Source organism: Micromonospora echinospora, from assembly GCF_900091495.1.
GTDB classification, from domain to species: Bacteria; Actinomycetota; Actinomycetes; order Mycobacteriales; family Micromonosporaceae; genus Micromonospora; species Micromonospora echinospora.
Genome location: NZ_LT607413.1, coordinates 7,447,501 through 7,473,423, shown reverse-complemented (window position 1 = coordinate 7,473,423; position 25,923 = coordinate 7,447,501). Strand labels below are relative to the sequence as shown.

Here is a 25,923-nt window from a genome sequence, read left to right as displayed (position 1 = left end):
CACTCCGTCATGCTGCGTGTCGCCGTTCCCAACAAGGGCACCCTGGCCGAGCCGGCCGCCCAGATGCTGCGCGAGGCGGGCTACCGCCAGCGTACCGACGCCAAGGACCTGGTCTGCCGGGACGAGGGCAACGACGTCGAATTCTTCTACCTGCGTCCCAAGGACATCGCCACCTACGTCGGGTCCGGCGACCTCGACCTGGGCATCACCGGCCGGGATCTGCTGATCGACTCCGGCGCGCCGGCCGAGGAGGTGGTCGACCTGAACTTCGGTCGGGCCACCTTCCGGTTCGCCGCCCGTGGCGAGGACATCGACTCCGTGCAGAAGCTGGGCGGGCACCGCATCGCCACCGCCTACCCGGGCCTGGTCGAGCGGTACCTCGCCGACCTGGGCGTGCGGGCCGACGTCATCCGCCTCGACGGGGCGGTGGAGAACGCCGTCCGCCTGGGGGTGGCCGACGTGGTCGCCGACGTCGTCTCCACCGGGGCCACCCTGCGCCAGGCCGGCCTGGTGGTCTTCGGCGAGCCGCTGCTGCGGTCGTCGGCGGTGCTGGTGCGCCGGACCGAGGCCCCCGCGTGCGCCCAGGCGGACCAGCTGCTGCACCGGCTGCACGGGGTGCTGGTCGCCCGCCGGTACGTCATGCTCGCCTACGACGTGCCGGCGAACCTGCTGGAGCGGGCCAGCGCCCTCACCCCGGGCATCGAGTCGCCGACCATCTCCCCGCTGCACCGGGAGGGCTGGGTCGCCGTGCAGGCCATGGTGGCCCGCGACGAGGTGCACCGGATCATGGACGAGCTCTACGAGGTGGGCGCGCGGGCCATCCTGGTCACCAACATCCACGCCTGCCGGCTGTGAGACCGCTGCCGCCGACGGCCGCCCTCGCCCTGGTCGCGCTGGGCGGGGTGGCCTCGGCGGCCCAGGGCGTGATCAACGCGGAGTTCGGGACGCGCGCCGGTGACCCGGTGCTCGCCGCGGTCGTCAACAACCTGGGCGGCAGCGTGCTCGTCCTGGTCGCCCTGCTCGCGTTGCCGTCGATGCGGGCCGGGTTGCGCGACCTGCGGTCCGCCCGGTTGCCCTGGTGGTCGTACCTCGGCGGGCTGGGTGGCGCGGCGATCGTGCTGGTCGCCGCGTACGTCGTACCGGTGCTCGGGGTGGCCGCCTTCACCATCGCCCAGGTCGCCGGCGGCAGCCTCGGCGGGCTCGCCGCCGACCGGGCCGGTCTCGCCCCGGTGGGACGGCTGCCGCTGACCGGCCCCCGGATCACCGGCGCGCTGCTCGGCCTGGCGGCGGTCACCCTGGCCCAGCTCGGCCGCCCGGTGGGGGAGCTGGCGGTCGGCCCGCTCCTGCTGGCCGTGGCCGGCGGCCTGGCCGTCGCCCTCCAGTCGGCGTTGAACGGACGGGTCTCCGCCGTCGTCGGCACCGGCGCCGGCACCGCGGTGAACTTCGTGGTGAGCACGGCGGCGGTGTTCGCCGCCGCGGTGGTCGCGGGCACCCTCACCCGACCCCCGGCGAGCTGGCCCGGCGACTGGTATCTCTGGACCGGCGGCCTGCTCGGGGTGACCATCGTGGTCACCCTGCTGGTCGGGGTCCGGTCGGTCGGGGTGCTGCGCACCGGTCTGGTGCTGGTCGGCGGGCAGCTCGGTGGTTCCCTGCTGCTCGACGCGCTGCTGCCCGGCGGCGCGGGGCTGCGACCGCCGGTGCTGGCCGGCGCGGTGCTCACCCTGGTCGCCGCCGTGGTGGCCGGTCGGGGTGGCCGGTGGCGCGGGGCGCGGGCGGTCCCGCCGGTGCCCCGGACCGGCGGGACGACCGCCGCGCACCGTCCTGCGGCGACGGACCGGCGGCCCTGAGGTCGGACGCCGCGCGAGGCGACGCGGAGGAATCCGGGGCCGGATGGCAGACTGGTGGGGTGAGCGATTCCGACCTGGTACGCCTGCGTCCCCGCCGGATCCGGGTGGTCTGCTGGTCCTCCGCCGTCGCGCTGGTGGTGGTCTTCAGCCTGGTGGCCACCTCGCTGCACGGCCCGACCGGCAACGGTTACGGCTCCTTCCAACGCGGCGACCAACTGGCCATGATCGGCCTGGGTGTGCTCGGCGCGCTCGGTGCCCTGCTCTTCACCCGCCCCCGGGTCGAGGCCGACGCGCGTGGCGTCCGGGTGCGCAACATCATCGGCTCGTACGAGCTGCCCTGGGACGTCGTCCGCAACGTGCGGTTCGACCGGGGGGCGCCCTGGGCGAGCCTGGAGCTGTACGACGACGACCTGCTGCCGATGGTGGCCCTCCAGGCGGCCGACAAGGAACTGGCGGTGGACGGGGTCCGCGCGCTGCGTCGGCTGCACCGGGCCCACCAGGCCACCCTGGCCCAGAGCTGAGCCCCGGCCGGGCGGGTCGATTTGGGCGGTGCCCGGCGGGGGTGTAATGTGACTCTGTCGACCAGGCTGCCCGTGTAACTGTGAGCAGCCCTGAAGTGGAGCGCCTGCTCCCACCCGAGTCGCCCGCGACGGCGGCCGGGTCCGGTCACCGGTTCCGGGCACGTCCCGGTGCCGGATGCGCGATCATTGATCGTGCCGACCGGTCGAGCGGGCCCTGGCATGCGCCGGGGCCTTCTGCTTTCCGGGTCGGTCCCCATTCGGGGACCACGGGGTCGGCCGCATAGGAGAACCGACTCGAGGAGGCCCCATCAGCGTCGAACCACGCGTGAACGAGCAGATCCGGGCACGTGAGGTCCGACTGGTCGGCCCTGAGGGTGAGCAGGTGGGCATCGTCCCGCTGGAGCGCGCCCTTCAGCTGGCCGCGGACGTCGACCTGGACCTGGTCGAGGTTGCGCCCATGGCGCGCCCGCCGGTGTGCAAGCTCATGGACTTCGGCAAGTTCAAGTACGAGAGCGCACTCAAGGCGCGCGAAGCGCGGCGTAACCAGCAGCAGACCGTCATCAAGGAGATGAAGCTCCGGCCCAAGATCGACCCGCACGACTACGAGACCAAGAAGGGTCACGTGGTGCGGTTCCTCAAGGCCGGCGACAAGGTCAAGGTGACGATCATGTTCCGTGGTCGCGAGCAGAGCCGTCCGGAGCTGGGTTACCGGCTCCTGCGCCGGCTCGAGTCGGAGATCTCGGAACTGGGGTACGTCGAGGCCGCTCCGAAGCAGGACGGTCGAAACATGATCATGGTTCTCGCGCCGCACCGTGCCACCAAGGCCGCCGCCACGGCAGCCCGGTCCGGCGCACCGCGGGAGCGGGAGGCCGGTGCCGCCGAGGCACCACCGGCCGAGGCGGCCGGGCCCGCCGGCGCGACCGGCGAGTAACAGGGGAGAGACGCATGCCGAAGATGAAGAGCCACACGGGTATGGGCAAGCGGGTCAAGGTGACCGGCAAGGGCAAGATCGTTGCCCAGCAGGCCGGGCTGCGCCACAACCTGGAGAAGAAGCCCTCCACCCAGACCCGTCGGCTGACCGGCACGGTCGAGCTGGCCAAGGCTGACGTCAAGCGAATCAAGAAGCTGCTCGGCCGCTGACGCGCGCCACGCGACCACTGAGTAAGGAGTAGTTGAATGGCACGCGTCAAGCGGGCTGTGAATGCCCAGAAGAAGCGTCGTACCCTGCTGGAGACCGCGAGTGGCTACCGCGGCCAGCGCTCCCGCCTGTACCGCAAGGCCAAGGAGCAGGTGCTGCACTCGATGCAGTACGCCTACCGGGACCGTCGTGACCGCAAGGGCGACTTCCGGCAGCTCTGGATCCAGCGGATCAACGCCGGCGCCCGGGCCAACGGGATGACCTACAACCGGCTGATCCAGGGTCTCCGGCTGGCCGGCGTCGAGGTCGACCGCAAGATCCTGGCCGACCTGGCCGTCAACGACGCGACGGCGTTCGCTGCCATCGTCGAGGTCGCCCGCGCCGCCGTGGCGGCCGAGGGCACCGGTGGCGCGGCGGCCCAGGCCGCCTGACCCACCGCATCCGGTCATCGAGGCGTCTCCCATGCCGTCACCAGCGCACGGGAGGCGCCTCGACGCCGTCCCGGGTCCGTTCACCCCACGTACGCCCCGGGTCGTCGCCGCCCGCCGGCTGCACCGCCGTCGCGACCGGGACGCCACCGGCCGCTTCCTCGCCGAGGGACCGCAGGCCGTCCGGGAGGCCCTGACCCGCCCCGGCCTGGTGGTCGAACTCTTCGGCACCCCGGCCGCCCTCGACCGGCACCGCGACCTGGCGGCCCGCGCCGCCACGGCCGACGTGCCGGTCTCCGAGGTCACCGACGAGGCGCTCGCCGCCCTCGCCGAGACCGTCGCCCCGCAGGGACTCGTGGCGGTCTGCCGGCACCTCGACGTCCCCCTCGACCGGGCGCTCGCCGCCGCCCCCCGGCTGGTCGCGGTGCTCGCCGGCATCCGTGATCCCGGCAACGCGGGCACCGTGCTGCGCACCGCCGACGCGGCCGGGGCACAGGTGGTGGTCTTCGCCGGGGACACCGTCGACCCGTACAACGGCAAGTGCGTGCGGGCCTCCGCCGGCAGCCTCTTCCACGTCGACGTGGTCCGCGCCGCCGACCCGGGCGCGGTGGTCGCCGCGTCCCGCGCCGCCGGGCTCACCGTCCTGGCCACCACCGGGTACGGCGACAGCGACCTCGACGACCTCGCCGACACCGACCGGCTGGCCGCCCCCACCGCCTGGCTCTTCGGCGCCGAGGCACAGGGCCTGCCCGCCGAGCTGACCGAGGCCGCCGACGCCCGGGTGCGGGTGCCGCTGCACGGGCGCGCGGAGAGCCTGAACCTGGCTGCGGCCGCCGCCGTCTGCCTGTACGCTTCAGCCAGAGCACAGCGGTCCCCCGCGCGGGGACCCTCCCCGAAGGAGAGCGTCCGCCCGTGAACGCGTCTCGGCGTTCCTTTAGCCAGCCCGCCGGTGTCGGCGGGCGGCGGGCCTGACCTGCTTCGCGCGTCCCTCCCACCGGCGGGCTGCGGCACAGCCGCGCGTCCGTAGACTCGCCTGGCCGTCCCGTGAGGGCGGCGCCGCCGTGAGGGAGTGCCCGTACGCCATGACCTATCGCAACGATCCGTACGACCCGAAGCAGGTCGCCCTGCTCGACCCGGCCGCCCTGGCCTCGGCCGTGGCCGACGCCGAGAAGGCGTTCGCCGACGCCGCCGACCCGGACGCGCTGACCGCGCTGCGCCCCGCGCACCTGGGCGACCGGTCCCCGGTCTCCCTCGCGCGCCGGGAGATCGGCGCGCTGCCGCCGGCCGCGAAGTCCGACGCCGGCAAGCGGGTCAACGAGGCCCGCCGGGGCATCGAGACGGCCTACGCCGCCCGGCTGGAGATCCTGGAGCGGGAGCGGGCCGCGCGGGTGCTCGTCGAGGAGCGGGTGGACGTCACCCTCCCGTACGACCGGCGGCCCCGGGGCGCGCGCCACCCGATCAGCACCCTGATGGAGCAGATCAGCGACCTGTTCGTCGGAATGGGCTACGAGGTGGCCGAGGGCCCCGAGGTCGAGTTGGAGTGGACCAACTTCGACGCGCTGAACATCGGCCCCGACCACCCGGCCCGGGGCCTGATGGACACCTTCCACGTCGCCCCCACCGGCGGCTCCGGTGGCGGGACGGGTTCCGGGCAGGTGCTGCGTACGCACACCTCGCCGGTGCAGGCCCGGTCCATGCTCACCCGCAAGCCCCCGATCTACGTGGTGGTGCCCGGCCGGGTGTACCGCACCGACGAACTCGACGCCACCCACTCGCCGGTCTTCCACCAGGTCGAGGGGCTCGTGGTCGACCGGGGCATCACCATGGCCCACCTGCGCGGCACCCTCGACCACTTCGCCCGGGCGATGTTCGGCGAAGGCGCGAAGACCCGCTTCCGGCCGCACTACTTCCCGTTCACCGAGCCGTCCGCCGAATTTGACGTCTGGTTCCCGGAGCACCGCGACGGGCCGCGCTGGGTGGAGTGGGGCGGCTGCGGCATGGTCAACCCACGGGTCCTGCGGGCCTGCGGCATCGACCCGGAGGTCTACTCCGGATTCGCCTTCGGCATGGGCATCGACCGGACCGTCATGTTCCGGCACGGGGTCAGCGATCTGCGGGACATGGCCGAGGGGGACGTGCGGTTCACCCGCGCGTTCGGCACCGGCGCGTGACGGGAATGCGGGAACGAGACACGGAGACGGTGGTCTAGAGGCATGCGAGTTTCAGTCAGTTGGCTGCGGGAGTACGTCGACCTGCCCGCCGACCTCGACCCGGCCGACCTGGAGCGGGCCCTGGTCGACCTCGGCATCGAGGTCGAGTCCCTGGTGGACCTGCGGGCCACCGTCACCGGGCCGCTGGTCGTCGGTGAGGTCCGCGAGATCGAGGAGCTCACCGGTTTCAAGAAGCCGATCCGGTTCTGCCGGGTGGACGTGGGCGACGCCAACGGCACCGGCGAGTTGCAGGAGATCGTCTGCGGGGCGCGCAACTTCGCCCCCGGCGACCGGGTCGTGGTGATCCTTCCCGGTGGGGTGCTCCCGGGCGACTTCCGGATCGGCGCGCGCAAGACGTACGGGCGCAACTCCCACGGCATGATCTGCTCGGCGAAGGAGCTGGGCCTCGGTGACGACCACTCGGGCATCATCGTGCTCGGCGGCGACAACCCGGCCAAGCCCGGTGACGACGCGCGCCCGGTAGTCGGGCTCGACGACGTGGTGGTCGAGGTGGAGATCACCCCCGACCGGGGCTACCAGATGTCGGTCCGGGGCATCGCCCGCGAGCTGGCGCACGCCTTCGGGGTGCCGTTCCGCGACCCGGGTCTGGTGCCCGCGCCCGGCGGGACGCCGCGTCCGGCGTACCCGGTGGAGGTGCGCGATCCGGTTGGCTGCGACCGGTTCGTCGCCCGGATGGTCCGGGGCGTCGACCCGACCGCCGGGACCCCCGAGTGGATGAGCCGCCGACTCACCGTCGCCGGCATCCGCAGCATCTCGCTGCCGGTCGACATCACCAACTACGTGATGATCGAGATGGGCCAGCCGATGCACGCCTTCGACGCCGACCGGCTCGTCGGCGGTCTGGTGGTGCGTCGGGCCGAGGCGGGGGAGAAGCTCACCACCCTCGACGGGGTCACCCGCAGCCTGGCCGCGGAGGACATGGTCATCTGCGACGAGACCGGTCCGATCTCCCTCGCCGCGGTGATGGGTGGCGAGACCAGCGAGGTGGTCGCCGGCACCACTACCGTGCTCTTCGAGGCGGCGCACTGGGACGCGGTGATGGTCGGGCGCACCGCCCGCCGGCACAAGCTGTTCAGCGAGGCGGCGAAGCGGTGGGAACGCGGCGTCGACCCGGCCCTGCCGCTGGTCGCCGTCGAGCGGGCGGTGCGGCTGCTCGCCGAGTACGGCGGCGGCGTCGCCGACGCGGAGATCCTCGACATCGACCACGTCCGGCCGTCCGCTCCGGTGAGCCTGCCGGCCGACCTGCCGGGTCGGCGGGTCGGCGTGGACTACCCGCCGGCCCGGGTGGTCGCCCTGCTGGAGCAGGTCGGCTGCACGGTGAGCCAGGGCGTCGACCGGCTCGCCGAGGACCCGGGCGCGGTCGGGGTGGCCGCCGGTGGCCAGGCGGTGCTGACCGTCGTCCCGCCGACCTGGCGCCCGGACCTGACCGACCCGGCCGACCTGGTCGAGGAGGTGGTCCGCCTCGACGGGTACGACCGGGTCCCGTCGGTGTTGCCGACCGCGCCGCCCGGCCGGGGGCTCACCGTGACCCAGCGGCGGCACCGGGCGGTCGCCCGGGCGCTGGCCGAGCAGGGGTACGTCGAGGTCCTCGCGCAGCCGTTCGTCGCCCCCGGCTTCGCCGACCAGCTCGGCCTGCCCGCCGACGACCCGCGTCGGGTCGCGGTACGGCTGGCCAACCCGCTGTCGGAGGAGGAGCCGCTGCTGCGCACCACGCTGCTCGGCCCGCTGCTGGGCATCCTGAAGCGCAACGTCGGCCGGGGGCACCGCGACCTCGCCCTCTACGAGACCGGCCTGGTGTTCCACCCGCGTCCGGACGCCGGGCCGGCCCCGACGATGGGGGTCGAGCAGCGGCCCTCCGACGCCGACTTCGCCGCGGCCGACGCGACCCTGCCGGCACAGCCCCGGCACGTGGCCGTGGTGCTGGCCGGGGACGTCGAACCGACCGGATGGTGGGGGCCCGGCCGCCCGGCGAGCTGGGCGGACGCCGTCGAGGCCGGGCGTACGGTGCTCGCCGCCGCCGGGATCGACGAGCACCGGATCGTCGTCCGCGCCGCCGAGTACGCCCCCTGGCACCCGGGGCGTTGCGCGCAGCTGCTGGTCGACGACACCGTCGTCGGGTACGCCGGTGAACTGCACCCGACGGTGCTGGCCACGCTGGAGCTGCCCCGGCGGACCGCCGCGATGGAACTGGACCTGGACGCGGTGCCGGCGGCCGGGATCGTCCCGGCGCCGTCGGTCTCCGGGTTCCCGCCCGCGCTGATCGACGTGGCGCTGGTGGTCGACGACGCCGTCCCGGCCGCCGAGGTGCGCCGGGCCCTCGTCGATGGGGCCGGCGAGCTGCTGGAGTCGGTCCGGCTGTTCGACGTGTACGCCTCCGCTCAGCTCGGCGAGGGACGTAAGTCCCTGGCGTACAAGCTCACCTTCCGCGCCCCCGAGCGCACCCTGACCGTCGAGGAGGCGGTGGCCGCCCGCGACGCGGCGGTCGCCACCGCGGCGTCCCGCTTCGGCGCGACCCTGCGCGGCGCCTGAGGTGGTAGCAGGGGTCCCTTGTTACCGCTTTTTGCGGAGCAGGGGCCCCTGCAGGCACCCGAACCGGCGGGGAGGCGGTCCGCCGACGGGCCCGCCCCCACCTGCGCGTTATCAAGTTCATGCAGTGCGCCGTATGAATTTGCATAGCGCCCGGCCGGTCGCTACGATCTCCGTATAGTCATGCGGAGGTGGGTATGGGTATCCGAATCGCGGTCGCGGGAGCGAGCGGCTACGCCGGCGGCGAGCTGCTGCGCCTGGTCGCCGGGCACCCGGAGTTCGACCTGGTCGCCGCCACCGCGCACTCCCAGGCAGGCCAGCCGGTCAGCGCCGTACACCCGCAGCTCGCCGGGCTGGACCTGACGCTCGCCGCCACCGACCCGGCCGCCCTGGCCGACGCGGACCTGGTCTTCCTGGCCCTGCCGCACGGCCAGTCGGCGGCGTTGGCCGCCAGCCTGCCTCCCGGGGTGAAGGTGGTCGACCTCGGGGCGGACCACCGGCTCGCCGACGCCGCCGCCTGGCAGCGGTACTACGGCGGCCCGCACGCCGGGGCGTGGACCTACGGCCTGCCGGAACTGCCCGGCCAGCGCGCGGCGATCGCCGCCGCCGACCGGGTCGCCGCCACCGGCTGCTACGCGGTGGCCACCACCCTCGCGCTCGCGCCGCTGGTCGCCGCCGGTGCGGTCGCACCCGCCGACGTGGTGGTGGTCGCCGCCTCCGGCACCTCCGGCGCCGGCCGGGCCGCCAAGGCGCACCTGCTGGGCAGCGAGGTGATGGGCGACCTCTCGCCCTACAAGGTCGGCGCGCACCAGCACGTGCCCGAGATCAAGCAGGCCACCGGCGCGACCGGGTTGAGCTTCACCCCGGTCCTCGCGCCGATGCCGCGCGGCATCCTCGCCACCGTCACCGCCGTACCGGCCACCACGAGCGTCGACCCGCGCGCGGTGCTCGCCGAGGCGTACGCGGACGCGCCCTTCGTGCACGTGCTGCCCGAGGGGAGCTGGCCGCACACCGCCGCCACGCTCGGTTCGAACTCCTGCCACCTCCAGGCCACCCGCGACGTCGACACCGGTCGGGTGATCGTGGTCAGCGCGATCGACAACCTCGGCAAGGGTGCCGCCGGCCAGGCGGTCCAGTGCGCCAACCTGATGCTCGGCCTGCCCGAGACCACCGGCCTGTCGACCTTCGGAGTGACACCATGACGGTTACCGTCCCCCGGGGATTCCGGGCCTCCGGCGTCGCCGCCGGCCTGAAGAGCGGCGGCGCCTCCGACGTGGCCCTGGTCGTCAACGACGGCCCGGACGCCACCGTGGCCGGGGTCTTCACCGCCAACCGGGTCAAGGCCGCTCCCGTGCTCTGGACCCAGCAGGTCGTCCGGGGCGGCGTGGTCCGCGCGGTGGTGCTCAACTCCGGCGGCGCGAACGCCTGCACCGGTCCGGCCGGCTTCCAGGACACCCATGCCACCGCCGAGCACACCGCCGCCGCGCTGACCTCGGCCAGCCCTCGGCTGCGCCTTGGCGCGGGCGACGTGGCGGTCTGCTCCACCGGGCTGATCGGCGAGCGGCTGCCCATGTCGAAGCTGCTGCCCGGCGTCCGTGCCGCGATCCGGGGACTCTCCCGCGACGGTGGGACCGCCGCCGCCGAGGCGATCATGACCACCGACACCCGACCGAAGACCACGGTCACCCGGGGCACCGGCTGGACCGTCGGGGGGATGGCCAAGGGCGCGGGCATGCTCGCCCCGGCCATGGCGACCATGCTCTGTGTGCTCACCACCGACGCGGTCGCCGGGCCCGACGCGCTCGACGCCGCGCTGCGCGCCGCCTGCCGGGTCACCTTCGACCGGATCGACTCCGACGGTTGCATGTCCACCAACGACACGGTGCTCCTGCTGGCCAGCGGCGCCTCCGGTATCGAGCCGACCGAGGCGGAGCTGACCGCCGCGGTCACCGCCGCCTGCCACGACCTGGCCCAGCAACTCCTCGCCGACGCCGAGGGCGCCACCAAGCAGATCGCCATCGAGGTCGTCGGCGCGGCCGGCGAGGACGACGCGGTCGAGGTGGGCCGCGCGGTGGCCCGCAACAACCTGGTCAAGACCGCGCTGTTCGGCAACGACCCGAACTGGGGACGGATCCTCGCCGCCGTCGGCACCACCACCGCCGCCTTCGAGCCGGACGGCATCGACGTCGCCGTCAACGGCGTCTGGGTGTGCCGAAGCGGGGCCGCCGCCGAGGACCGCGCGAAGGTCGACCTGACCGGCCGCGACGTCACCATCCGGATCGACCTGCACAGCGGGTCCGGCCGGGCCACCGTCTGGACCAACGACCTGTCCCACGCGTACGTCCACGAGAACTCGGCCTACTCCTCATGAGCCTCACCAACGACCTCGCCCACGCCCAGGCCAAGGCCGCCACGCTCATCGAGGCGCTGCCCTGGCTGGCCCGTTTCGCCGGGGCCACCGTGGTGGTCAAGTACGGCGGCAACGCCATGGTCGACCCGGCGCTGAAGCAGGCCTTCGCCACCGACATGGTCTTCCTGCGTCACGCCGGACTGAAGCCGGTGGTGGTGCACGGCGGCGGGCCGCAGATCTCCGCGATGCTCGGCCGGCTCGGCATCACCAGCGAGTTCCGGGGTGGCCTGCGGGTCACCACCCCCGAGGCGATGGACGTCGTCCGGATGGTCCTGGTCGGGCAGGTCGGCCGGGAACTGGTCGGTCTGATCAACGCGCACGGCCCGTTCGCGGTCGGTCTCTCCGGCGAGGACGCCCGACTCTTCACCGCCGTGCGCCGGCCGGCGTGGGTGGACGGGGAACCGGTCGACGTCGGCCTGGTGGGGGACGTGGCGTCGGTCGACGTCTCCGCGGTGACCGACCTGATCGCCGCCGGCCGGATCCCGGTGATCTCGACCGTCGCCCCGGACGTCGACGGGGTGCTGCACAACCTGAACGCCGACACCGCCGCCGCCGCGCTCGCCGTCGCGTTGCGGGCCCGCAAGCTGGTCGTCCTGACCGACGTGCCCGGCCTCTACACGGACTGGCCGGACACCACCAGCCTGGTCAGCGAGATCACCGTCGACGACCTGGCGGAGCTGCTGCCCCGGCTGGAGTCCGGCATGGCGCCGAAGATGGAGGCCTGCCTGCGAGCGGTACGCGGTGGCGTGCCCGCCGCGCACGTGGTGGACGGCCGGGTCGCCCACTCCACGCTGCTGGAGGTGTTCACCTCCGAGGGGTTCGGAACGATGGTCGTGAGCGGGGAGGGCGGAGCCCCCGGGTCCGCGCTCGGCCACCAGGAAGGAACAACCACTCCATGAGCACGCTCGTCGAACGCTGGACCCAGACCATGATGGACAACTACGGCACCCCGCCGCTGGCGCTGGTCGCCGGCAGGGGCGCCGTCGTGGTCGACGAGGCGGGCCGGGAGTACGTCGACCTGGTCGGCGGGATCGCGGTCAACGCGCTCGGGCACGCCCACCCGGCGGTGGTGGCGGCGGTGTCCAAGCAGGTCGCCACGCTGGGCCACGTCTCCAACCTGTTCGTCGCCGAACCGCCGGTGGCCCTGGCCGAGCTGCTGCTCGCCCTCGCCGGCCGGCCGGGCCGGGTCTTCTTCGCCAACTCCGGCGCGGAGGCCAACGAGGCCGCGTTCAAGCTCTCCCGGCTCACCGGCCGCACCCACGTGGTCGCCACCGAGGGCGGCTTCCACGGTCGCACCATGGGCGCGCTGGCGCTCACCGGTCAGCCCGCCAAGGCGGACCCGTTCCGCCCGCTGCCCGGCGACGTCACCCACGTCCCGTACGGCGACCCGGCGGCCCTGGCGGCGGCGGTCACCGACGCCACCGCGATGGTGATCCTGGAGCCGATCCAGGGCGAGAACGGCGTGGTCGTGCCCCCCGTCGGCTACCTCGCCGAGGCGCGGCGGATCACCGCCCGGCACGGCGCGCTGCTGGTGCTCGACGAGGTGCAGACCGGCATCGGCCGGACCGGCCACTGGTTCGCCCACCAGGCCGAGGGGGTCGAACCCGACCTGGTCACCCTGGCCAAGGGGCTCGGCGGTGGGCTGCCCCTCGGCGCCTGCCTGGCCTTCGGCCGGGCCGCCGACCTGCTCGGCCCCGGCTCCCACGGCACCACGTTCGGCGGGAACCCGGTCAGCTGCGCCGCCGCGCTCGCGGTGGTGTCCACCATCGCCAGCGAGGGGCTGCTCGACCACGTCAAGCGGGTCGGCGAACGGCTCCGCCGGGGCGTCGAGGCGCTCGGCCATCCCCTGGTCACCGAGGTACGCGGCGCGGGCCTGCTGCTCGGCGTGGTGCTCGCCGCACCGGTGTCGAAGCCGGTCACCGAGGCACTGCGGGCCGCCGGGTTCCTGGTCAACCCGGTGCAACCGGACGTGCTCCGGCTGGCCCCTCCGCTCATCCTCACCGCCGACCAGGCCGACGCCTTCCTCGCCGCCCTTCCCGCAGCCCTCGACGCGGCGGCGGTCCCGGCCGCCGCGTCGAGCCCCGCCACCGACCCGACCACCACCCCGGAGACGAGCGCATGACCCGGCACCTGTTGCGGGACGACGACCTGACCCCCGCCGAGCAGTCGGCCGTGCTGGACCTGGCCGCCCGGATGAAGGCCGACCGGTTCGGTTACCAGCCCCTCGCCGGACCGCGCTCGGTGGCGGTGCTCTTCGACAAGCAGAGCCTGCGCACCCGGTTCTCCTTCGACGTCGGCATCGCCGAGCTGGGCGGCCACCCGCTGGTGGTGGACACCCAGGTCACCCACTTCGGCCGGGGCGAGACCCTGGGCGACGCGGGCCGGGTGCTCTCCCGGTACGTGGCCGCGATCGTGCTGCGCACCCACGGCGACGACCGGATCGCCGAGGTCGCCGACGCGGCCACCGTGCCGGTGGTCAACGCGCTCACCGACGGCTTCCACCCCTGCCAGCTCCTGGCCGACCTGCTGACCGTCCGGGAGCGGTGCGGCGGCACCGCCGGGCGGACCCTGGCGTACGTGGGGGACGCGGCGAACAACCTCGCGCACTCGTACCTGCTGGCCGGCGCGACCGCCGGGATGCACGTCCGGGTCGCCGGGCCGGACGGGTTCGCCCCGGATCCGGCGGTGCTGGCCCGGGCCGCCGAGATCGCCGCCACCACCGGCGGGTCGGTACGGGCGCTCACCGACCCGGTCGCCGCGGTACGGGACGCCGACGTGGTCGCCACCGACACGTGGACCTCGATGGGGCAGGAGGACGACGGGCTGGACCGGATCACCCCGTTCCTGCCGTACCAGATCAACAAGGAGCTGCTCGGGCACGCCGCGCCGGACGCGATCGTGCTGCACTGCCTGCCAGCGCACCGGGGCGAGGAGATCACCGACGAGGTGCTCGACGGCCCGCAGAGCGCGGTCTTCGACCAGGCGGAGAATCGCCTGCACGCCCAGAAGGCGCTGCTGACGTTTCTCCTGGAGGCATCCCCGTCATGACCGCCCCGCTGACCCGCGCCGCCCGGCACGCCCGCATCGTCGAGCTGATCCGGGACACGGCCGTCCACTCGCAGACCGAACTGGCCGACCGGCTCGCCGCCGACGGCGTCCAGGTCACCCAGGCCACCCTCTCCCGGGACCTGAAGGAGTTGGGCGCGGTGACCGTGCGGGGCGGCGACGGCCGGGGCGTCTACCTGATCCCCGAGGACGGCCACCGGCCGCTGCGCGACGCCGAGAACGCGCCGGCGCGGCTGGTCCGCCTGCTGCGCGAACTGCTCAACGGCGTGGACGCCAGCGGCAACATCGCCGTCCTGCGCACCCCGCCGGGCGCGGCGCACTACCTGGCCAGCGCGCTCGACCGAGCGGGCCTGCCCGAGGTCGTCGGCACCATCGCCGGCGACGACACCATCCTCGTCGTGGCCCGCGAGGGCGTCGGCGGGGCCGCGCTGGGCGAGAAGCTCAGCGCCTGGTCCCGCCGGGAAGAGAACGTTGAAGGGAGCACCACATCATGACCGAGCGGGTCGTCCTGGCGTACTCCGGAGGGCTGGACACCTCCGTCGCCATTCCCTACCTGGCCGAGCAGACCGGCGCCGAGGTGATCGCGGTCGCGGTCGACGTCGGGCAGGGCGGCGAGGACCTCGACGCCATCCGGCAGCGGGCCCTGGACTGCGGCGCGGTGGAGTCCGAGGTGGTCGACGCGCGCGAGGAGTTCGCCGCCGAGTACTGCCTGCCCGCAATGCGGGCCAACGCCCTCTACATGGACCGCTACCCGCTGGTGTCGGCGCTGAGCCGGCCGCTGATCGTCAAGCACCTGGTCACGGCGGCCCGTAAGCACGGCGGCACGATCGTCTCGCACGGCTGCACCGGCAAGGGCAACGACCAGGTCCGTTTCGAGGTCGGCCTGGCCGCGCTCGCCCCGGAACTGAAGATCATCGCCCCGGCCCGGGACTTCGCCTGGACCCGGGACAAGGCGATCGCCTTCGCCGAGGAGAAGGGGCTGCCGATCGACGTGTCGGCGAAGTCGCCGTACTCCATCGACCAGAACCTGTGGGGTCGGGCGGTGGAGACCGGCTTCCTGGAGGACATCTGGAACGGCCCGATCGAGGACCTCTACTCCTACACCGCCGACCCGGCCGAGCCGCGCGACGCCGACGAGGTGGTCATCACCTTCGACGCGGGCGTGCCGGTGGCGATCGACGGCGAGACCGTCACCCCGTACCAGGCGATCAGCGAGCTGAACCGGCGGGCCGGCGCGCAGGGGGTCGGCCGGCTGGACATGGTCGAGGACCGGCTCGTCGGCATCAAGAGCCGCGAGGTGTACGAGGCTCCCGGCGCGATCGCCCTGATCGCCGCCCACCAGGAGCTGGAGGCGGTCACCGTCGAGCGGGACCTGGCCCGGTTCAAGCGCGGCGTCGACCAGCGCTGGGGCGAGCTGGTCTACGACGGCCTGTGGTTCTCGCCGCTCAAGCGGGCGCTGGACGCCTTCATCGACGACGCCCAGCAGCAGGTCTCCGGCGAGGTGCGGCTGACCCTGCACGGCGGTCGGGCCACCGTCACCGGCCGGCGTTCCGAGGCCAGCCTCTACGACTTCGGCCTGGCGACGTACGACACCGGGGACACCTTCGACCAGTCCCTGGCCAAGGGCTTCGTGCAGCTCTGGGGCCTGCCGAGCAAGATGGCCGCGGCCCGGGACGCCCGGCTGGGCGGCTGACGAGCGTGACCACCAGAATGGGCGGGGTGGACGACAAGAGTCTGACCGAGAACAGCGCCGCGACCAACCGGACGAGCCTCTGGGGCGGCCGGTTCGCCGGTGGCCCGTCGGAGGCGCTGGCCCGACTGTCGGTGAGCGTGCAGTTCGACTGGCGCCTCGCCCCGTACGACATCGCCGGCTCCCGGGCGCATGCCCGGGTCCTGGCCGGCGCCGGCCTGCTTGACCCGGACGAGCTGGGCCGGATCCTCGCCGCCCTGGACGACCTGGAGGCCGCCTGCGCCTCCGGGGCGTTCCGCCCCACCGTCGACGACGAGGACGTGCACACCGCGCTGGAGCGGGGCCTGCTGGAACGCCTGGGCACCCTGGGCGGCAAGCTGCGCGCCGGGCGGTCCCGCAACGACCAGGTCGCCACCGACCTGCGGCTCTACCTGCGTGACCACGCCCGGGGTGTGGCCGCGCGACTGGTCGAGCTGGCCGAGGCCCTGGTGGAGCAGGCCGGGCGGCACGTGGACACCGCAGCGCCGGGGATGACCCACCTCCAGCACGCCCAGCCGGTCACCTTCGGCCACTGGCTGCTGGCCCACGTGCATCCGTTGCTGCGGGACCTGGAGCGGCTGCGCGACTGGGACCACCGCACGGCGGTCAGCCCGCTCGGCGCGGGCGCGCTCGCCGGTTCCGGCCTGCCGCTGGACCCGGTGGCCGTCTCCAAGGAGCTGGGTTTCCGCACCTCGTTCGCGAACTCGATGGACGCGGTCGCCGACCGGGACTTCGTGGCCGAGTTCCTCTTCGTCACCGCGATGGTCGGGGTGCACCTGTCCCGCCTCGGCGAGGAGGTGGTGCTCTGGACGTCGCACGAGTTCGGCTGGGTCGAGCTGGACGACGCCTTCGCCACCGGGTCGTCGATCATGCCGCAGAAGAAGAACGCGGACGTCGCCGAGCTGGCCCGGGGCAAGTCGGGTCGGCTGGTCGGCGGGCTGATGAGCGTGCTGACCATGCTCAAGGGCCTGCCGATGACGTACGACCGGGACATGCAGGAGGACAAGGAGCCGGCCTTCGACGCGGTCGACACCCTGGAGCTGCTGCTGCCCGCCCTGGCCGGCATGGTTTCCACCATGACGGTGCGGGTGGACCGGCTGGTCGCCGCCGCGCCGGTGGGCTTCTCGCTGGCCACCGAGGTCGCCGACTGGCTGGTCCGGCGCAACGTGCCGTTCCGCGAGGCGCACGAGATCACCGGCCGGCTCGTCGCGCTCTGCGTGGCCCGGGACTGTGCCCTCGACGAGGTCTCCGACGCCGACCTGGCGGCGGTCAGCGAGCACCTCGACCCGTCGGTGCGGGACGTGCTGTCCGTCCGCTCGGCCCTCGCCGCCCGGACCACGCCCGGCTCGACCGGCCCCGGCCCGGTCGCCGACCAGCTCGTCGCCGCCGCCGACCAGCTCGCCGGCTGGCGGGAGTGGGCCGCCGAGACGGTCGTCCCCCGCTGAGCGAGTCCGTCGCGGCGCGTGGGTGACTCCACGCGCCGCGACGGCGGGGTCGGGCGGTCAGGACGCGGCCGGGCGCTCGCGTTTCGGCAGCTTCGCCACGATCGCGTCGTACGACGCGTCGACCGCCTCGCGCAGTTCGTCGTCGTCGATCGCGCCGTCGAGGCGCAGCGTGTTCCATCCGGACCGGCCGATGTAGGCGGAGGGACGGGCGTCGGCAGGGTACCGGTGCAGCCACTCGTCGGCGACGTCCCGGTCCGGACCGCACTTCACCCCGACGGTCGCGGCGTCCGGGCGGCCGAGAAAGGCGAAGATCCGGCTGCCGACCTTGACCACCACGTCGTCCTCCCAGGGGCGGTCCTCCCAGGCGCCCGGCTTCGCCAGGCAGTACGCCAGCATCCCGTCGCGGGTCATCGTGTCGCTCCCTTCCGACCCGTCCTCCGGCGGCACGGGCGTCAGGCCATGCCTACCACCCGGGGGCGACGGGTCGGGGCCGACCGCACCGGGTCGTCGCGCGGCGGTCAGTCGGCGGCGGGCGTGGTCCGGCCGGAGACCCGCTCGAAGCGCTGCCGGGCGGCCTGCGCGCTGCCCAGGCCGAGGCCGAAGGCGATCTCCTGCCAGGTCATCCCCCGGTCGCGGGCCAGCGAGAGCAGTCCGGCCTCCAGGGTGTCGACGTCGGCGCGGACCCGGGGGACGAGGGTCAGCGCGGCCATCAGGTCGGCGTGGTCGACCGGTTCCTCGCCGGGCGTCAACTCGGCCGCGCCGACGGCCAGCGCGAGCACCAGGCTGACCGCCTCGTAGGGCTCGGGCACGTACGCGTTGCCGTGCCGCCGTCGCCGCTCCTCGGTGTCGGCGTGCCGTTCGGTGACCCGGAACAGCGCGGCGTGGTCGCGGCGGGCGCGCTCGGCGCCGGGGTGCGGGGGAGTGAACGCGGACGACGTGTCGGTCATGCCGCCATTCCAGCAGCGCATCAGTTCGTTGTCAACAAAACGTTTAACCCTCGGGTCGCCGAGGTCGACCGGTGACGGGCGCGGCGCGGCCGGCGCCAGCGGCCGACGACCCGACCAGACTTCCCGCACCCACGGCGGTGCCCCGGCTTGCCGATCGCCGTCCGGCGGCGTTACCTGGTCCGGTGGACTACTCGTGGCTGCACGCCCCCGCCGCCCAGGTGGCCGAAACCGCGCGGGCACTGCTCGGCTGGGAGCTCTCCGCCGGCGGCGTCCGGCTCCGGCTGACCGAGGTCGAGGCGTACGCCGGGACGGGGGAGGACCCGGCGTCCCACGCCCACCGGGGCCCCACCCCCCGGACGAGGGTCATGTTCGGTCCGGCCGGCCGCGCCTACACGTACTTCGTGTTCGGCGTGCACTGGTGCCTGAACGTCGTCTGCGGCGCCGACGGGGAGGCGGCGGCGGTCCTGCTGCGGGCGGGCGAGGCGGTCGACGGGCTCGACCTGGCCCGTGAACGCCGGGGCGAGGTCCCCGACCGGGACCTCGCGCGGGGTCCGGCCCGACTCGTGGTCGCCCTGGGGATCACCGCCGAGGCGAACGGCACGTCGATGGTCGACGGGACCGGGCCGCTGCTGCTGACCCCGCCGACCCGTCCGGTCGCGCCGTCGGCGGTCTCCGCCGGCCCACGGGTCGGCGTGGCCGCCGCCCACGACGTCCCGTGGCGTTACTGGATCACCGGCGACCCGACGGTCAGCGCCTACCGCCGGCACGTGCCCCGCCGGCGCGGCGGGTCGCCCCAGCAGTCCCGCGTGGGCTGACCCGCCGCCCGGCTCAGCCGGTGTGGGCGTGCGGACGGGCGACCAGCACCGGGCAGCGCGCGTGCTGCACCAGCGCCTGGCTGACCGAGCCGAGCAGCAGCCCGGCGAAGCCGCCCCGACCCCGGGAACCGACCACCACCAGCGCCGCGTCCGCGCTCGCCTCGACCAGCGCCGACGCGGGTTCGGCCGACCGGAGGACACGTTCGGCGACGGCCAGTTCCGGATGCCGCTGCCGCACCGTCGCGGCGGTCTCCGCCAGCAGCCGGCCGGCCCCCTGCTCGCCGCCGGCAGTGTCCTCCGGGCGCGCGTCGACCGCGACGACGTGCGCCAGCACCAGGGGAACATCCCGGCGCGCGGCCTCCTCGGCGGCCTGTCCGACGGCCAGCTCGGCCAGCTCCGAGCCGTCCAGGCCGACCAGCACCGGCCCGTCGGCCGCGACCTGCCGGTCGGCGGGGCGGACCACCAGCACCGGGCCGTGCGCGTGCCCGGCGACCTGGGCGCTCACCGAGCCGAGCAGCAGCCCGGCGAAGCCGCCGAGCCCCCGACTGCCGACCACCACCAGCTCGGCGCGGCGGGACTCCTCGACCAGCGTGGCACCCGGACCGCCGGCCACCTGGCGTACCTCGACGGTCAGCTCCGGCCAGCGCCCCCGCAGGTCGGCGGCGGCCTTCTCGAGCATCGTCCGAGCTTCGTCGCTCGGCTCCGGCAACCCCAGGTCGTACGGGTTGACCGGCACGCCGTAGCCGAGCGGGTGCAGGTAGCCGTGCACCAGGTGCAGCGGGCGGGACCGCAGCGCCGCAGCCCGCGCGCCGTGTTCGGCGGCGACCAGACTCTCCGGCGATCCGTCCACGCCCACCACGACAGGTCGGTTCATCATGTTCCTTCCGTGGAGACCCCCGGCTTTGGCCGTGGGGAGGAAGCGGAACCCCTGCGGAGCAGGCCAGGGGTGGCCCATCCGCGGCGGAGGCGGGTGGGTGTCTGGTCAGACGTTGCGTTGGTCTTCGACATACCTTTGGATCGCTTCCAGGGCCGCGCCGCCGGTGGTGGCGACGAAGTAGGAGTTTGTCCACAGGGTCGGCATGCGGGACTTGAGATGCGGAAATTCCTGGCGGAGCAGCCGCGACGAGCGGCCCTTGATCTGCTTGACCAAGCGGTGGATGCCGTACTGCGGGTCGACGACCACGAGCAGGTGCACGTGGTCGGGCATCGTCTCGATCGCCTCGATCGGGGCGTCCCGCTCGGCGCACACCTCACGGATGATCTCTCTGAGTCGGTCGTCGACCTTGCCGTCGATGACCTTGCGGCGGTATTTCGGACACCAGACGACGTGGTAGCGGTACCTATAGTGTCCGGTGTGTCCGAGACGGTGCGTTACACCTACCGCCTGCGGCCCGGCCGCCAGGCTGAGGGCGCACTGCTGGCCGAGTGGGGCCGGTGCCGGTGGTTGTGGAATGAGGCCGTCCACCAGCAGCGGACCGGCCGCAAGCCGACGTTCGGGAAGCTGTCGAAGCTGCTGACCGAGGCCCGTGGCCGTAACGCCTGGCTGCGTGACGGTTCGCAGGTCGCCCAGCAGCAGACGTTGCGCACGTACGCGACCGCGCTGGACCACTCTTTCACGGTCAAGGGCCGGAGCCGTCCGAAGGTCAAACGCAAGAAGGACGCCCTGCCGAGTCTGGAGTACACCACCCGTGGTTTCCGGCTCAAGGACGGCCGGTTGTGCCTGCCCGGCAAGGTCACCGTCCCGGTCGTCTGGTCTCGCGACCTGCCCTCGGACCCGACAAGCGTGCGCGTCTACCGCGACAGCCTCGGCCACTGGTACGCCTCGTTCGTCGTGCGTCGCGAGCAGCCCGAGACGCCCGAAGCGGACCTGCCCGGTATCGGCGTGGACTGGGGCGTCAAGACCACCGCCACCACCACGAATCCCGTGTTCGACCTGCTGCACCTCGGGCACCGCAAGCGGTGCGCCGCCGAGCTGGCCAAGGCCCAGCGCCGGATGGCGCGCCGCCGCCGGCCGAAGGGCCACGCCCCTTCCAAGGGCTACCTCGATGCGAAGCGGCAGGCCGCCCGGATCGCGAAGAAGGCGGCACGGCAGAACACCCACGACGCCCGCGTCTGGGCGAAAAAGGTCACCAACCACCACGTGCTGATCGCCGTCGAGGACTTCAAACCGGGATTCCTCGGCAAAACCCGCATGGCCCGCAAGGCAGCCGACGCGGCGATCGGCGCCTGCAAACGAGAACTCATCGAGCGTGGTAGGCGGGTGGGCCGGAGGGTGGTGCTGGTGCCGCCCGCCTACACCACGATGACCTGCTCCGCGTGCGGTGAGAGAGCCAATCTCCGCCTCGGACTGGGCGTGCGCATCTTCGAGTGCGCGGCGTGCGGACATACCGCATGCCGCGACCGAAACGCCGCGAGGACGATCCTCGCCACGGCTGAACGCCGCCGTGCCAGCGCTGACGACGTGAGACATTTGATCGCCTCCTTCCGCGACGGTGGATCAGGTGCTGTCCGAGCTGGGAATCCCGGGCCTGGCCTGGGAGGGAAACCCCCCGGATTCATCCGTGGGAATCGTTAACGGTCCTCCCGTTCCGGGAGCCCCGATCCGTCACCTCGTCCTGGACGTACCCTCTCCTACCCGGCGGGCGGGTTCCCGTCACGCCACGCGCCAGTCCGTCCGGTGTCGTCCGGCGGCGGTCCTGCCCAGGACCGGTCACGGCGCGCGGTGGTGCCGGACGACGGCCACCGGGCACCGGCCGTGGTGCAGCACGGCGTGGCTGACCGAGCCGAGCAGCAGGCCGGCCAGCCCGCCCCGGCCCCGTGCCCCGACCACCACCAGCTGCGCCGACTCCGACTCCTCCACCAGCGCCCGCGCCGGGGCGCCCCGGACCAGCCGCCGCCGGATCGGCACGTCCGGGTACCGCTCCGCCCAGCCGGCGACCGCCTGGGCCAGCACCCGCTCCTCCTCGGCGGCCAGCGCGTCCAGGTCGTACACCAGCGGCAGGACGTCGCCGGGACCCAGCGGAGCCGGGTGCAGCCAGGCGTGCACCGCCACCAGTTCCGTCCCGCGTCGTGCGGCCTCCTCCACGGCGAACCCGACCGCCAGGTCGGACAGCTCGGAACCGTCGACGCCCACTACCACCGGACCGTCCGCCCGAGGCTCGCCCCGGACCACCAGCACCGGGCCGGTGGCGTGCGCGCTGACCTGCACGGCTGACGAGCCGATCAGCAGGCCGGCGAACCCGCCGAGGCCACGGCTGCCGAGCACCACCAGGGCGGCGTCCCGGCTCTCGGCCAGCAGCACCGCCGTCGGCGCGCCGTCGACCACCACCCCGGACACCGGCACCTCCGGGTCCACCTTGCCGGCCTCGGCCACCGCCTCGGTGACGATCCGCGCCGCCTGGTTCCGCAGCCCACCCTCCGGCGGGCCGTCCGGCGACGGACCCAGCGGTACGCCCAGCAGCGGCCAGACGAACGCGTGCACCACCCGCAACGAACGGTTCCGTGCCGCCGCCTCGCGGACCGCCACCCGAACCGCGTCCAGCGCCGAGGTCGACCCGTCGACGCCCACCACCACCGGGGCGCCTGGCCTGTCGCTCATGCTCTCCTCCTCCGTACGCTGTCCAGTCTGGCTGTTTGCACAGGTCAACGGGGAGAGGCCGACGTCCCGGCCCGGGGGCCGTTGGTCCCGCCGCCCGCGGCCGTCGGCGCGGTGGCCCCCGACCCGCCCGCCCCAGTTGACGCGGTGCCCCGGGTAGCGCGCGACAGCGCCGCCCCGCCCGACTACCCTCGCGGCGTGAACTGGCTGGACATGATCGGCTGGACCGGATCAGCGCTGCTGGTGTGGTCCCTACTCCAGGCGCGCATCCTGCGGCTGCGCGCGCTCAACCTCGTCGGCTGCCTGGTCCTGATCTGGTACAACGCCGCGCTGTCGGTCTGGCCCATGGTCGGGCTCAACGTCGTGCTCGCCGTGATCAACATCTGGTACCTGCGGAAACTCCTCGCCACCCGGCACGACGAGCAGACCTACCAGGTGGTACAGGTCGGCGTCCGGGACGAGTTCCTCGCCCACACGCTGCGGGTGCACGCCCGGGACATCGCCAAGTTCAACCCGGACTTCCACTGGGACGACCGCACCGCCCACGGCGACGCGTTCCTGGTGCTCCGCGCCGACGAGGTGGTCGGGGTGGTGCTCTCCCACGCCGAGGCGAACCACGTCGCCCAGATCGACCTGGACTACGTCACCCAGCGGTTCCGTGACCTGACACCGGGCGAGTTCGTCTTCCGGCGCAGCACCCTCTTCACCGACCGGGGATACCAGCAGGTGGTCAGCCCACCGGGCATGGTCGCCCCGTACTACCACCGCCTCGGCTTCCGCCCCGAGGGCGACTCGTACGTGCTCGACCTGCCGGCGCCGAGCGACGCCGGGCGATGATTCGCCGCCCCGGCGACGGGGCAAAGACACGCGTACGCGGGCCGGGACCACCGGTCCGCAGCGCCGCCGCGTCGGCGCGGGCTGCGTGAGGGGAATCTCGGCGTGCAGAGCTACTGGAGCCAACTGGCCCTGGTCGGAGTCCTGGTCGTGCTGAACGCGCTCTTCGCCGGCAGCGAGATGGCGCTGGTCTCGTTGCGGGAGAGCCAGGTGCAACGCCTGGAACGCAGCAGCCGCTCCGGCCGGGTGCTGGCAAAGCTCGCCCGGGACCCGAACCGGTTCCTGGCCACCATCCAGATCGGCATCACCCTGGCCGGCTTCCTCGCCTCCGCGGCGGCGGCCGTCTCGCTGGCCCGTCCCCTGGTGCCGCTGCTCGGCTTCCTCGGCGGCGCCGCCGAGACGGTGGCGATCGTGCTGGTCACCCTGGCGTTGACCTTCTTCACCCTGGTCTTCGGCGAACTGGCCCCGAAGCGGGTGGCCATGCAGCGGGCGGAACGGTGGGCGCTGCTGGTCGCCCGCCCGCTGGACCTCGTGGCCAGCTTCTCCCGCCCGGCGGTCTGGGCGCTCGGCGCCACCAGCGACCTGGTCGTCCGCCTCTTCGGCGTGGACCCGAAGCCGCAGCGCGACGAGATCAGCCCGGACGAGCTGCGCGACATCGTCGCCGGCAACCACGGTTTCACCAAGGAACAGCAGACCATCATCGCCGGCGCGGTCGAGATCGCCGACCGACGGCTGCGCGCGGTGCTCGTCCCCCGGTTGCAGGTCTTCTGCCTGGACAGCGGCACCACCGCGGAAGCGGCCCGGCTGGTGCTGGCGGCCTCCGGGCACTCCCGGGCACCGGTGGTCCGGCACGGCGGCCTGGACGACGCGGTCGGCGTGATCCACCTGCGTGACCTGGTGGGGGTACCGGACGACCGGCCGGTCGACGAGTGCGTCCGCCCTCCGATGCTGCTGCCGGACTCGCTGCCGGTGGTCGACGCGCTGCGCCAGTTCAAGGCGGAACGCCAGCACATCGCGCTGGTGGTGGACGAGCGGGGCGCGGTCGACGGGATCGTCACCCTGGAGGACATCCTGGAGGAGATCGTCGGCGAGATCTACGACGAGACCGACCGGGACGTGCGCGCCGTGCGTCCCGAACCGGACGGCACCCTCGTGCTCCCCGGGACCTTCCCGGTGCACGACCTGACGGACGTGGGGATCGAACTGCCCGGCCGACCCGACGGGGACTACACCACGGTCGCCGGGCTGGTGCTGGCCTGCCTCGGGCACATCCCCACCGAGGCCGGGGAGCACGTCACCATCGACGGCTGGCGGCTGGAGGTGGCCGACGTCGACGGCCACGCCATCTCCCGCGTCCGGGTACGCCCAGGCGAGCGGCCGAGCCGGCCCGCCGACGCCGAGCCGGCCCTGGAGCCGGTCGAGGGCTGAACCGCGTCCATCGACGTCCCCGGCCGGCGGTCGGCGCGTCCTCAGGCCGCGGCGAGGTTCTGCAACCGGACCTGCCCCCGGGCCACCAGACGCCCCGCGTCGTCGGTGACCTCCACCTGCCACAGTTGCTGGCTGCGACCCCGGTGCACCGGGGTGCCCACCGCCGTCAGCTCGCCCTCACGTACCGCGCGCAGGAAGTCCGTCTGGTTGGACACCCCGACCACCCGGCCCCGGTCACCGAACCACAGCGAACCGCCGACGCTCGCCGCCGTCTCCACCGCCGCGCAGTACACCCCGCCGTGCTGGATGCCGTACGGCTGGTACAGCTCCGGCCGGACCCGCCAGCGGACCACCACCCGGTCGCCGCTCATCTCGTCGAACTCCAACCCGAGCAGGCCGACCAGGCCACCGTTCAGGTCCAGCTGTTCCACGCCTGACTCCTCCACGATTGACGCGACGGCCAGCCTAGCCGGGCCGGTCGCGGAGGAATCCCGCTACGTGTCGGCCCCGGCGATGGGGGACAATCGGTGACCGTGACCGATAGCAGCCTCCCGTCGCCCAACCGGGAATCCCTGACCGACGACCTGCGGTGGCGGGGCATCATCCAGGACTCCACCGACCCCGACGAGCTGCGCGCTCTGCTCGACGGCGGAGCCGCCACGTACTATGTCGGTTTCGACCCGACCGCGCCGAGCCTGCACGTCGGCCACCTGATGCAGGTCGTCACCGCACGCCGGCTGCAACTCGCCGGGCACCGGCCGCTGCTGCTGGTCGGTGGCGCGACCGGGCAGATCGGTGACCCGAAGGAGAGCGCCGAGCGGACCCTCAACCCACCCGAGGTGGTCTCCGGCTGGGTGCGCCGCATCCACGACCAGCTCGCGCCGTTCGTCTCCTACACCGGCGAGAACGCGGCCCGCCTGGTGAACAACCTGGACTGGACCGGCGAGATGTCGGTGGTCGAGT

The 25,923-nt window shown here is 73.7% G+C and carries 28 protein-coding genes (1 of these 28 only partly in view); 22 read left to right on the top strand and 6 right to left on the bottom strand.

What is annotated here, in order from left to right; genetic code table 11:
• Positions 1-9: 9 nt before the first annotated feature.
• From hisG to argH, 17 genes are all read left to right on the top strand, one after another.
• Positions 10-855, top strand: a complete 846-nt coding sequence (gene hisG / locus GA0070618_RS31745) for an ATP phosphoribosyltransferase (protein WP_088985986.1) — start codon at positions 10-12, stop codon at positions 853-855.
• Positions 852-1,847, top strand: coding sequence for a DMT family transporter (locus tag GA0070618_RS31740; protein WP_088984923.1), 996 nt, complete (start codon positions 852-854; stop codon positions 1,845-1,847). The genes hisG and GA0070618_RS31740 overlap by 4 nt, the downstream gene beginning before the upstream one ends.
• Before the next feature lie 59 nt (positions 1,848-1,906).
• A complete protein-coding gene (locus GA0070618_RS31735; protein ID WP_172900352.1) occupies positions 1,907-2,368 on the top strand; it encodes a PH domain-containing protein in 462 nt (153 codons plus the stop codon).
• A 325-nt stretch (positions 2,369-2,693) separates the two neighbouring features.
• The gene (infC, locus tag GA0070618_RS31730) at positions 2,694-3,299 is read left to right on the top strand and encodes a translation initiation factor IF-3 (protein WP_088984922.1); all 606 of its coding nucleotides are present in this window, start codon (positions 2,694-2,696) and stop codon (positions 3,297-3,299) included.
• A 14-nt stretch (positions 3,300-3,313) separates the two neighbouring features.
• Positions 3,314-3,508, top strand: coding sequence for a 50S ribosomal protein L35 (rpmI, locus tag GA0070618_RS31725; RefSeq protein WP_026267805.1), 195 nt, complete (start codon positions 3,314-3,316; stop codon positions 3,506-3,508).
• Between the two features lie 36 nt (positions 3,509-3,544).
• On the top strand, positions 3,545-3,937 hold the full coding sequence (gene rplT / locus GA0070618_RS31720) for a 50S ribosomal protein L20 (RefSeq protein WP_088984921.1): 393 nt from the start codon (positions 3,545-3,547) through the stop codon (positions 3,935-3,937).
• A gap of 31 nt (positions 3,938-3,968) precedes the next feature.
• A complete protein-coding gene (locus GA0070618_RS31715) occupies positions 3,969-4,850 on the top strand; it encodes a TrmH family RNA methyltransferase (protein ID WP_088984920.1) in 882 nt (293 codons plus the stop codon).
• A gap of 166 nt (positions 4,851-5,016) precedes the next feature.
• Positions 5,017-6,105, top strand: a complete 1,089-nt coding sequence (gene pheS / locus GA0070618_RS31710; protein WP_088984919.1) for a phenylalanine--tRNA ligase subunit alpha — start codon at positions 5,017-5,019, stop codon at positions 6,103-6,105.
• Between the two features lie 42 nt (positions 6,106-6,147).
• Positions 6,148-8,694 carry a phenylalanine--tRNA ligase subunit beta gene (pheT, locus tag GA0070618_RS31705; RefSeq protein WP_088984918.1) on the top strand — a complete coding sequence of 849 codons (2,547 nt, stop codon included), beginning with the start codon at positions 6,148-6,150 and terminating at the stop codon, positions 8,692-8,694.
• 194 nt (positions 8,695-8,888) lie between these two features.
• A complete protein-coding gene (gene argC, locus GA0070618_RS31700) occupies positions 8,889-9,893 on the top strand; it encodes an N-acetyl-gamma-glutamyl-phosphate reductase (protein WP_088984917.1) in 1,005 nt (334 codons plus the stop codon).
• Positions 9,890-11,062, top strand: coding sequence for a bifunctional glutamate N-acetyltransferase/amino-acid acetyltransferase ArgJ (gene argJ / locus GA0070618_RS31695; protein ID WP_088984916.1), 1,173 nt, complete (start codon positions 9,890-9,892; stop codon positions 11,060-11,062). The genes argC and argJ overlap by 4 nt, the downstream gene beginning before the upstream one ends.
• On the top strand, positions 11,059-12,000 hold the full coding sequence (gene argB / locus GA0070618_RS31690; RefSeq protein WP_088984915.1) for an acetylglutamate kinase: 942 nt from the start codon (positions 11,059-11,061) through the stop codon (positions 11,998-12,000). Before argJ ends, argB begins: the two co-directional genes overlap by 4 nt.
• Positions 11,997-13,223, top strand: a complete 1,227-nt coding sequence (locus GA0070618_RS31685) for an acetylornithine transaminase (protein WP_088984914.1) — start codon at positions 11,997-11,999, stop codon at positions 13,221-13,223. Before argB ends, GA0070618_RS31685 begins: the two co-directional genes overlap by 4 nt.
• Positions 13,220-14,149 carry an ornithine carbamoyltransferase gene (gene argF, locus GA0070618_RS31680; RefSeq protein ID WP_088984913.1) on the top strand — a complete coding sequence of 310 codons (930 nt, stop codon included), beginning with the start codon at positions 13,220-13,222 and terminating at the stop codon, positions 14,147-14,149. Before GA0070618_RS31685 ends, argF begins: the two co-directional genes overlap by 4 nt.
• Positions 14,146-14,661, top strand: coding sequence for an arginine repressor (locus GA0070618_RS31675; RefSeq protein WP_088984912.1), 516 nt, complete (start codon positions 14,146-14,148; stop codon positions 14,659-14,661). Before argF ends, GA0070618_RS31675 begins: the two co-directional genes overlap by 4 nt.
• A complete protein-coding gene (locus tag GA0070618_RS31670) occupies positions 14,658-15,860 on the top strand; it encodes an argininosuccinate synthase (protein WP_088984911.1) in 1,203 nt (400 codons plus the stop codon). The genes GA0070618_RS31675 and GA0070618_RS31670 overlap by 4 nt, the downstream gene beginning before the upstream one ends.
• A gap of 17 nt (positions 15,861-15,877) precedes the next feature.
• The gene (gene argH / locus GA0070618_RS31665) at positions 15,878-17,341 is read left to right on the top strand and encodes an argininosuccinate lyase (protein WP_088984910.1); all 1,464 of its coding nucleotides are present in this window, start codon (positions 15,878-15,880) and stop codon (positions 17,339-17,341) included.
• Between the two features lie 57 nt (positions 17,342-17,398).
• Here argH and GA0070618_RS31660 read toward each other — a convergent pair whose 3' ends face one another.
• Together GA0070618_RS31660 and GA0070618_RS31655 are read right to left on the bottom strand one after the other, a co-directional pair.
• On the bottom strand, positions 17,399-17,752 hold the full coding sequence (locus GA0070618_RS31660) for an MmcQ/YjbR family DNA-binding protein (protein ID WP_088984909.1): 354 nt from the start codon (positions 17,750-17,752) through the stop codon (positions 17,399-17,401).
• A 107-nt stretch (positions 17,753-17,859) separates the two neighbouring features.
• The gene (locus tag GA0070618_RS31655) at positions 17,860-18,288 is read right to left on the bottom strand and encodes a DNA-binding protein (protein ID WP_088984908.1); all 429 of its coding nucleotides are present in this window, start codon (positions 18,286-18,288) and stop codon (positions 17,860-17,862) included.
• A 182-nt stretch (positions 18,289-18,470) separates the two neighbouring features.
• Here GA0070618_RS31655 and GA0070618_RS31650 point away from each other — a divergent pair, with 182 nt between their 5' ends.
• The gene (locus tag GA0070618_RS31650; RefSeq protein WP_088984907.1) at positions 18,471-19,103 is read left to right on the top strand and encodes a DNA-3-methyladenine glycosylase; all 633 of its coding nucleotides are present in this window, start codon (positions 18,471-18,473) and stop codon (positions 19,101-19,103) included.
• A 13-nt stretch (positions 19,104-19,116) separates the two neighbouring features.
• On the opposite strand, the gene GA0070618_RS31645 is transcribed toward GA0070618_RS31650, so the two are convergent.
• Both GA0070618_RS31645 and tnpA read right to left on the bottom strand, forming a co-directional pair.
• Positions 19,117-19,977: a universal stress protein gene (locus GA0070618_RS31645; RefSeq protein WP_088985984.1), complete on the bottom strand. Its 861-nt coding sequence runs from the start codon at positions 19,975-19,977 to the stop codon at positions 19,117-19,119.
• Positions 19,978-20,085: 108 nt separating this feature from the next.
• Complete coding sequence (gene tnpA, locus GA0070618_RS31640; RefSeq protein ID WP_088985983.1) at positions 20,086-20,505, bottom strand: IS200/IS605 family transposase; 420 nt, start codon at positions 20,503-20,505, stop codon at positions 20,086-20,088.
• On the opposite strand from tnpA, the gene GA0070618_RS31635 reads away from it, so the two are divergent.
• A complete protein-coding gene (locus tag GA0070618_RS31635) occupies positions 20,458-21,678 on the top strand; it encodes an RNA-guided endonuclease InsQ/TnpB family protein (protein ID WP_088985982.1) in 1,221 nt (406 codons plus the stop codon). The two genes, tnpA and GA0070618_RS31635, sit on opposite strands and share 48 nt — an antisense overlap.
• Before the next feature lie 135 nt (positions 21,679-21,813).
• Here GA0070618_RS31635 and GA0070618_RS31630 read toward each other — a convergent pair whose 3' ends face one another.
• Positions 21,814-22,701 (bottom strand): universal stress protein, encoded by an 888-nt coding sequence (locus GA0070618_RS31630; protein ID WP_088984906.1) that lies wholly within the window; start codon positions 22,699-22,701, stop codon positions 21,814-21,816.
• A gap of 195 nt (positions 22,702-22,896) precedes the next feature.
• On the opposite strand from GA0070618_RS31630, the gene GA0070618_RS31625 reads away from it, so the two are divergent.
• On the top strand, positions 22,897-23,535 hold the full coding sequence (locus tag GA0070618_RS31625; protein ID WP_088984905.1) for a hypothetical protein: 639 nt from the start codon (positions 22,897-22,899) through the stop codon (positions 23,533-23,535).
• Between the two features lie 102 nt (positions 23,536-23,637).
• Positions 23,638-24,960, top strand: coding sequence for a hemolysin family protein (locus GA0070618_RS31620; protein WP_088984904.1), 1,323 nt, complete (start codon positions 23,638-23,640; stop codon positions 24,958-24,960).
• A gap of 41 nt (positions 24,961-25,001) precedes the next feature.
• On the opposite strand, the gene GA0070618_RS31615 is transcribed toward GA0070618_RS31620, so the two are convergent.
• Positions 25,002-25,391, bottom strand: coding sequence for a PaaI family thioesterase (locus GA0070618_RS31615; RefSeq protein WP_088984903.1), 390 nt, complete (start codon positions 25,389-25,391; stop codon positions 25,002-25,004).
• Positions 25,392-25,493: 102 nt separating this feature from the next.
• On the opposite strand from GA0070618_RS31615, the gene tyrS reads away from it, so the two are divergent.
• Positions 25,494-25,923 carry the 5' end (the start) of a tyrosine--tRNA ligase gene (gene tyrS, locus GA0070618_RS31610; RefSeq protein ID WP_088985981.1) on the top strand. 857 nt of this gene lie beyond the right edge of the window, so 430 of the gene's 1,287 nt are visible here — the first part of the coding sequence; its start codon is at positions 25,494-25,496; the stop codon falls past the right edge of the window.

What these genes read in the sequence shown, in the direction of transcription:
- hisG (WP_088985986.1), top strand. Translation starts at nt 10, where the DNA reads ATGCTGCGTGTCGCCGTTCCCAACAAGGGCACCCTGGCCGAGCCGGCC.
- rpmI (WP_026267805.1), top strand. Translation starts at nt 3,314, where the DNA reads ATGCCGAAGATGAAGAGCCACACGGGTATGGGCAAGCGGGTCAAGGTG.
- rplT (WP_088984921.1), top strand. Translation starts at nt 3,545, where the DNA reads ATGGCACGCGTCAAGCGGGCTGTGAATGCCCAGAAGAAGCGTCGTACC.
- GA0070618_RS31715 (WP_088984920.1), top strand. Translation starts at nt 3,969, where the DNA reads ATGCCGTCACCAGCGCACGGGAGGCGCCTCGACGCCGTCCCGGGTCCG.
- pheS (WP_088984919.1), top strand. Translation starts at nt 5,017, where the DNA reads ATGACCTATCGCAACGATCCGTACGACCCGAAGCAGGTCGCCCTGCTC.
- pheT (WP_088984918.1), top strand. Translation starts at nt 6,148, where the DNA reads ATGCGAGTTTCAGTCAGTTGGCTGCGGGAGTACGTCGACCTGCCCGCC.
- argC (WP_088984917.1), top strand. Translation starts at nt 8,889, where the DNA reads ATGGGTATCCGAATCGCGGTCGCGGGAGCGAGCGGCTACGCCGGCGGC.
- argJ (WP_088984916.1), top strand. Translation starts at nt 9,890, where the DNA reads ATGACGGTTACCGTCCCCCGGGGATTCCGGGCCTCCGGCGTCGCCGCC.
- argB (WP_088984915.1), top strand. Translation starts at nt 11,059, where the DNA reads ATGAGCCTCACCAACGACCTCGCCCACGCCCAGGCCAAGGCCGCCACG.
- GA0070618_RS31685 (WP_088984914.1), top strand. Translation starts at nt 11,997, where the DNA reads ATGAGCACGCTCGTCGAACGCTGGACCCAGACCATGATGGACAACTAC.
- argF (WP_088984913.1), top strand. Translation starts at nt 13,220, where the DNA reads ATGACCCGGCACCTGTTGCGGGACGACGACCTGACCCCCGCCGAGCAG.
- GA0070618_RS31675 (WP_088984912.1), top strand. Translation starts at nt 14,146, where the DNA reads ATGACCGCCCCGCTGACCCGCGCCGCCCGGCACGCCCGCATCGTCGAG.
- GA0070618_RS31670 (WP_088984911.1), top strand. Translation starts at nt 14,658, where the DNA reads ATGACCGAGCGGGTCGTCCTGGCGTACTCCGGAGGGCTGGACACCTCC.
- argH (WP_088984910.1), top strand. Translation starts at nt 15,878, where the DNA reads ATGGGCGGGGTGGACGACAAGAGTCTGACCGAGAACAGCGCCGCGACC.
- GA0070618_RS31660 (WP_088984909.1), bottom strand. Translation starts at nt 17,752, where the DNA reads ATGACCCGCGACGGGATGCTGGCGTACTGCCTGGCGAAGCCGGGCGCC.
- GA0070618_RS31655 (WP_088984908.1), bottom strand. Translation starts at nt 18,288, where the DNA reads ATGACCGACACGTCGTCCGCGTTCACTCCCCCGCACCCCGGCGCCGAG.
- GA0070618_RS31645 (WP_088985984.1), bottom strand. Translation starts at nt 19,977, where the DNA reads ATGAACCGACCTGTCGTGGTGGGCGTGGACGGATCGCCGGAGAGTCTG.
- GA0070618_RS31630 (WP_088984906.1), bottom strand. Translation starts at nt 22,701, where the DNA reads ATGAGCGACAGGCCAGGCGCCCCGGTGGTGGTGGGCGTCGACGGGTCG.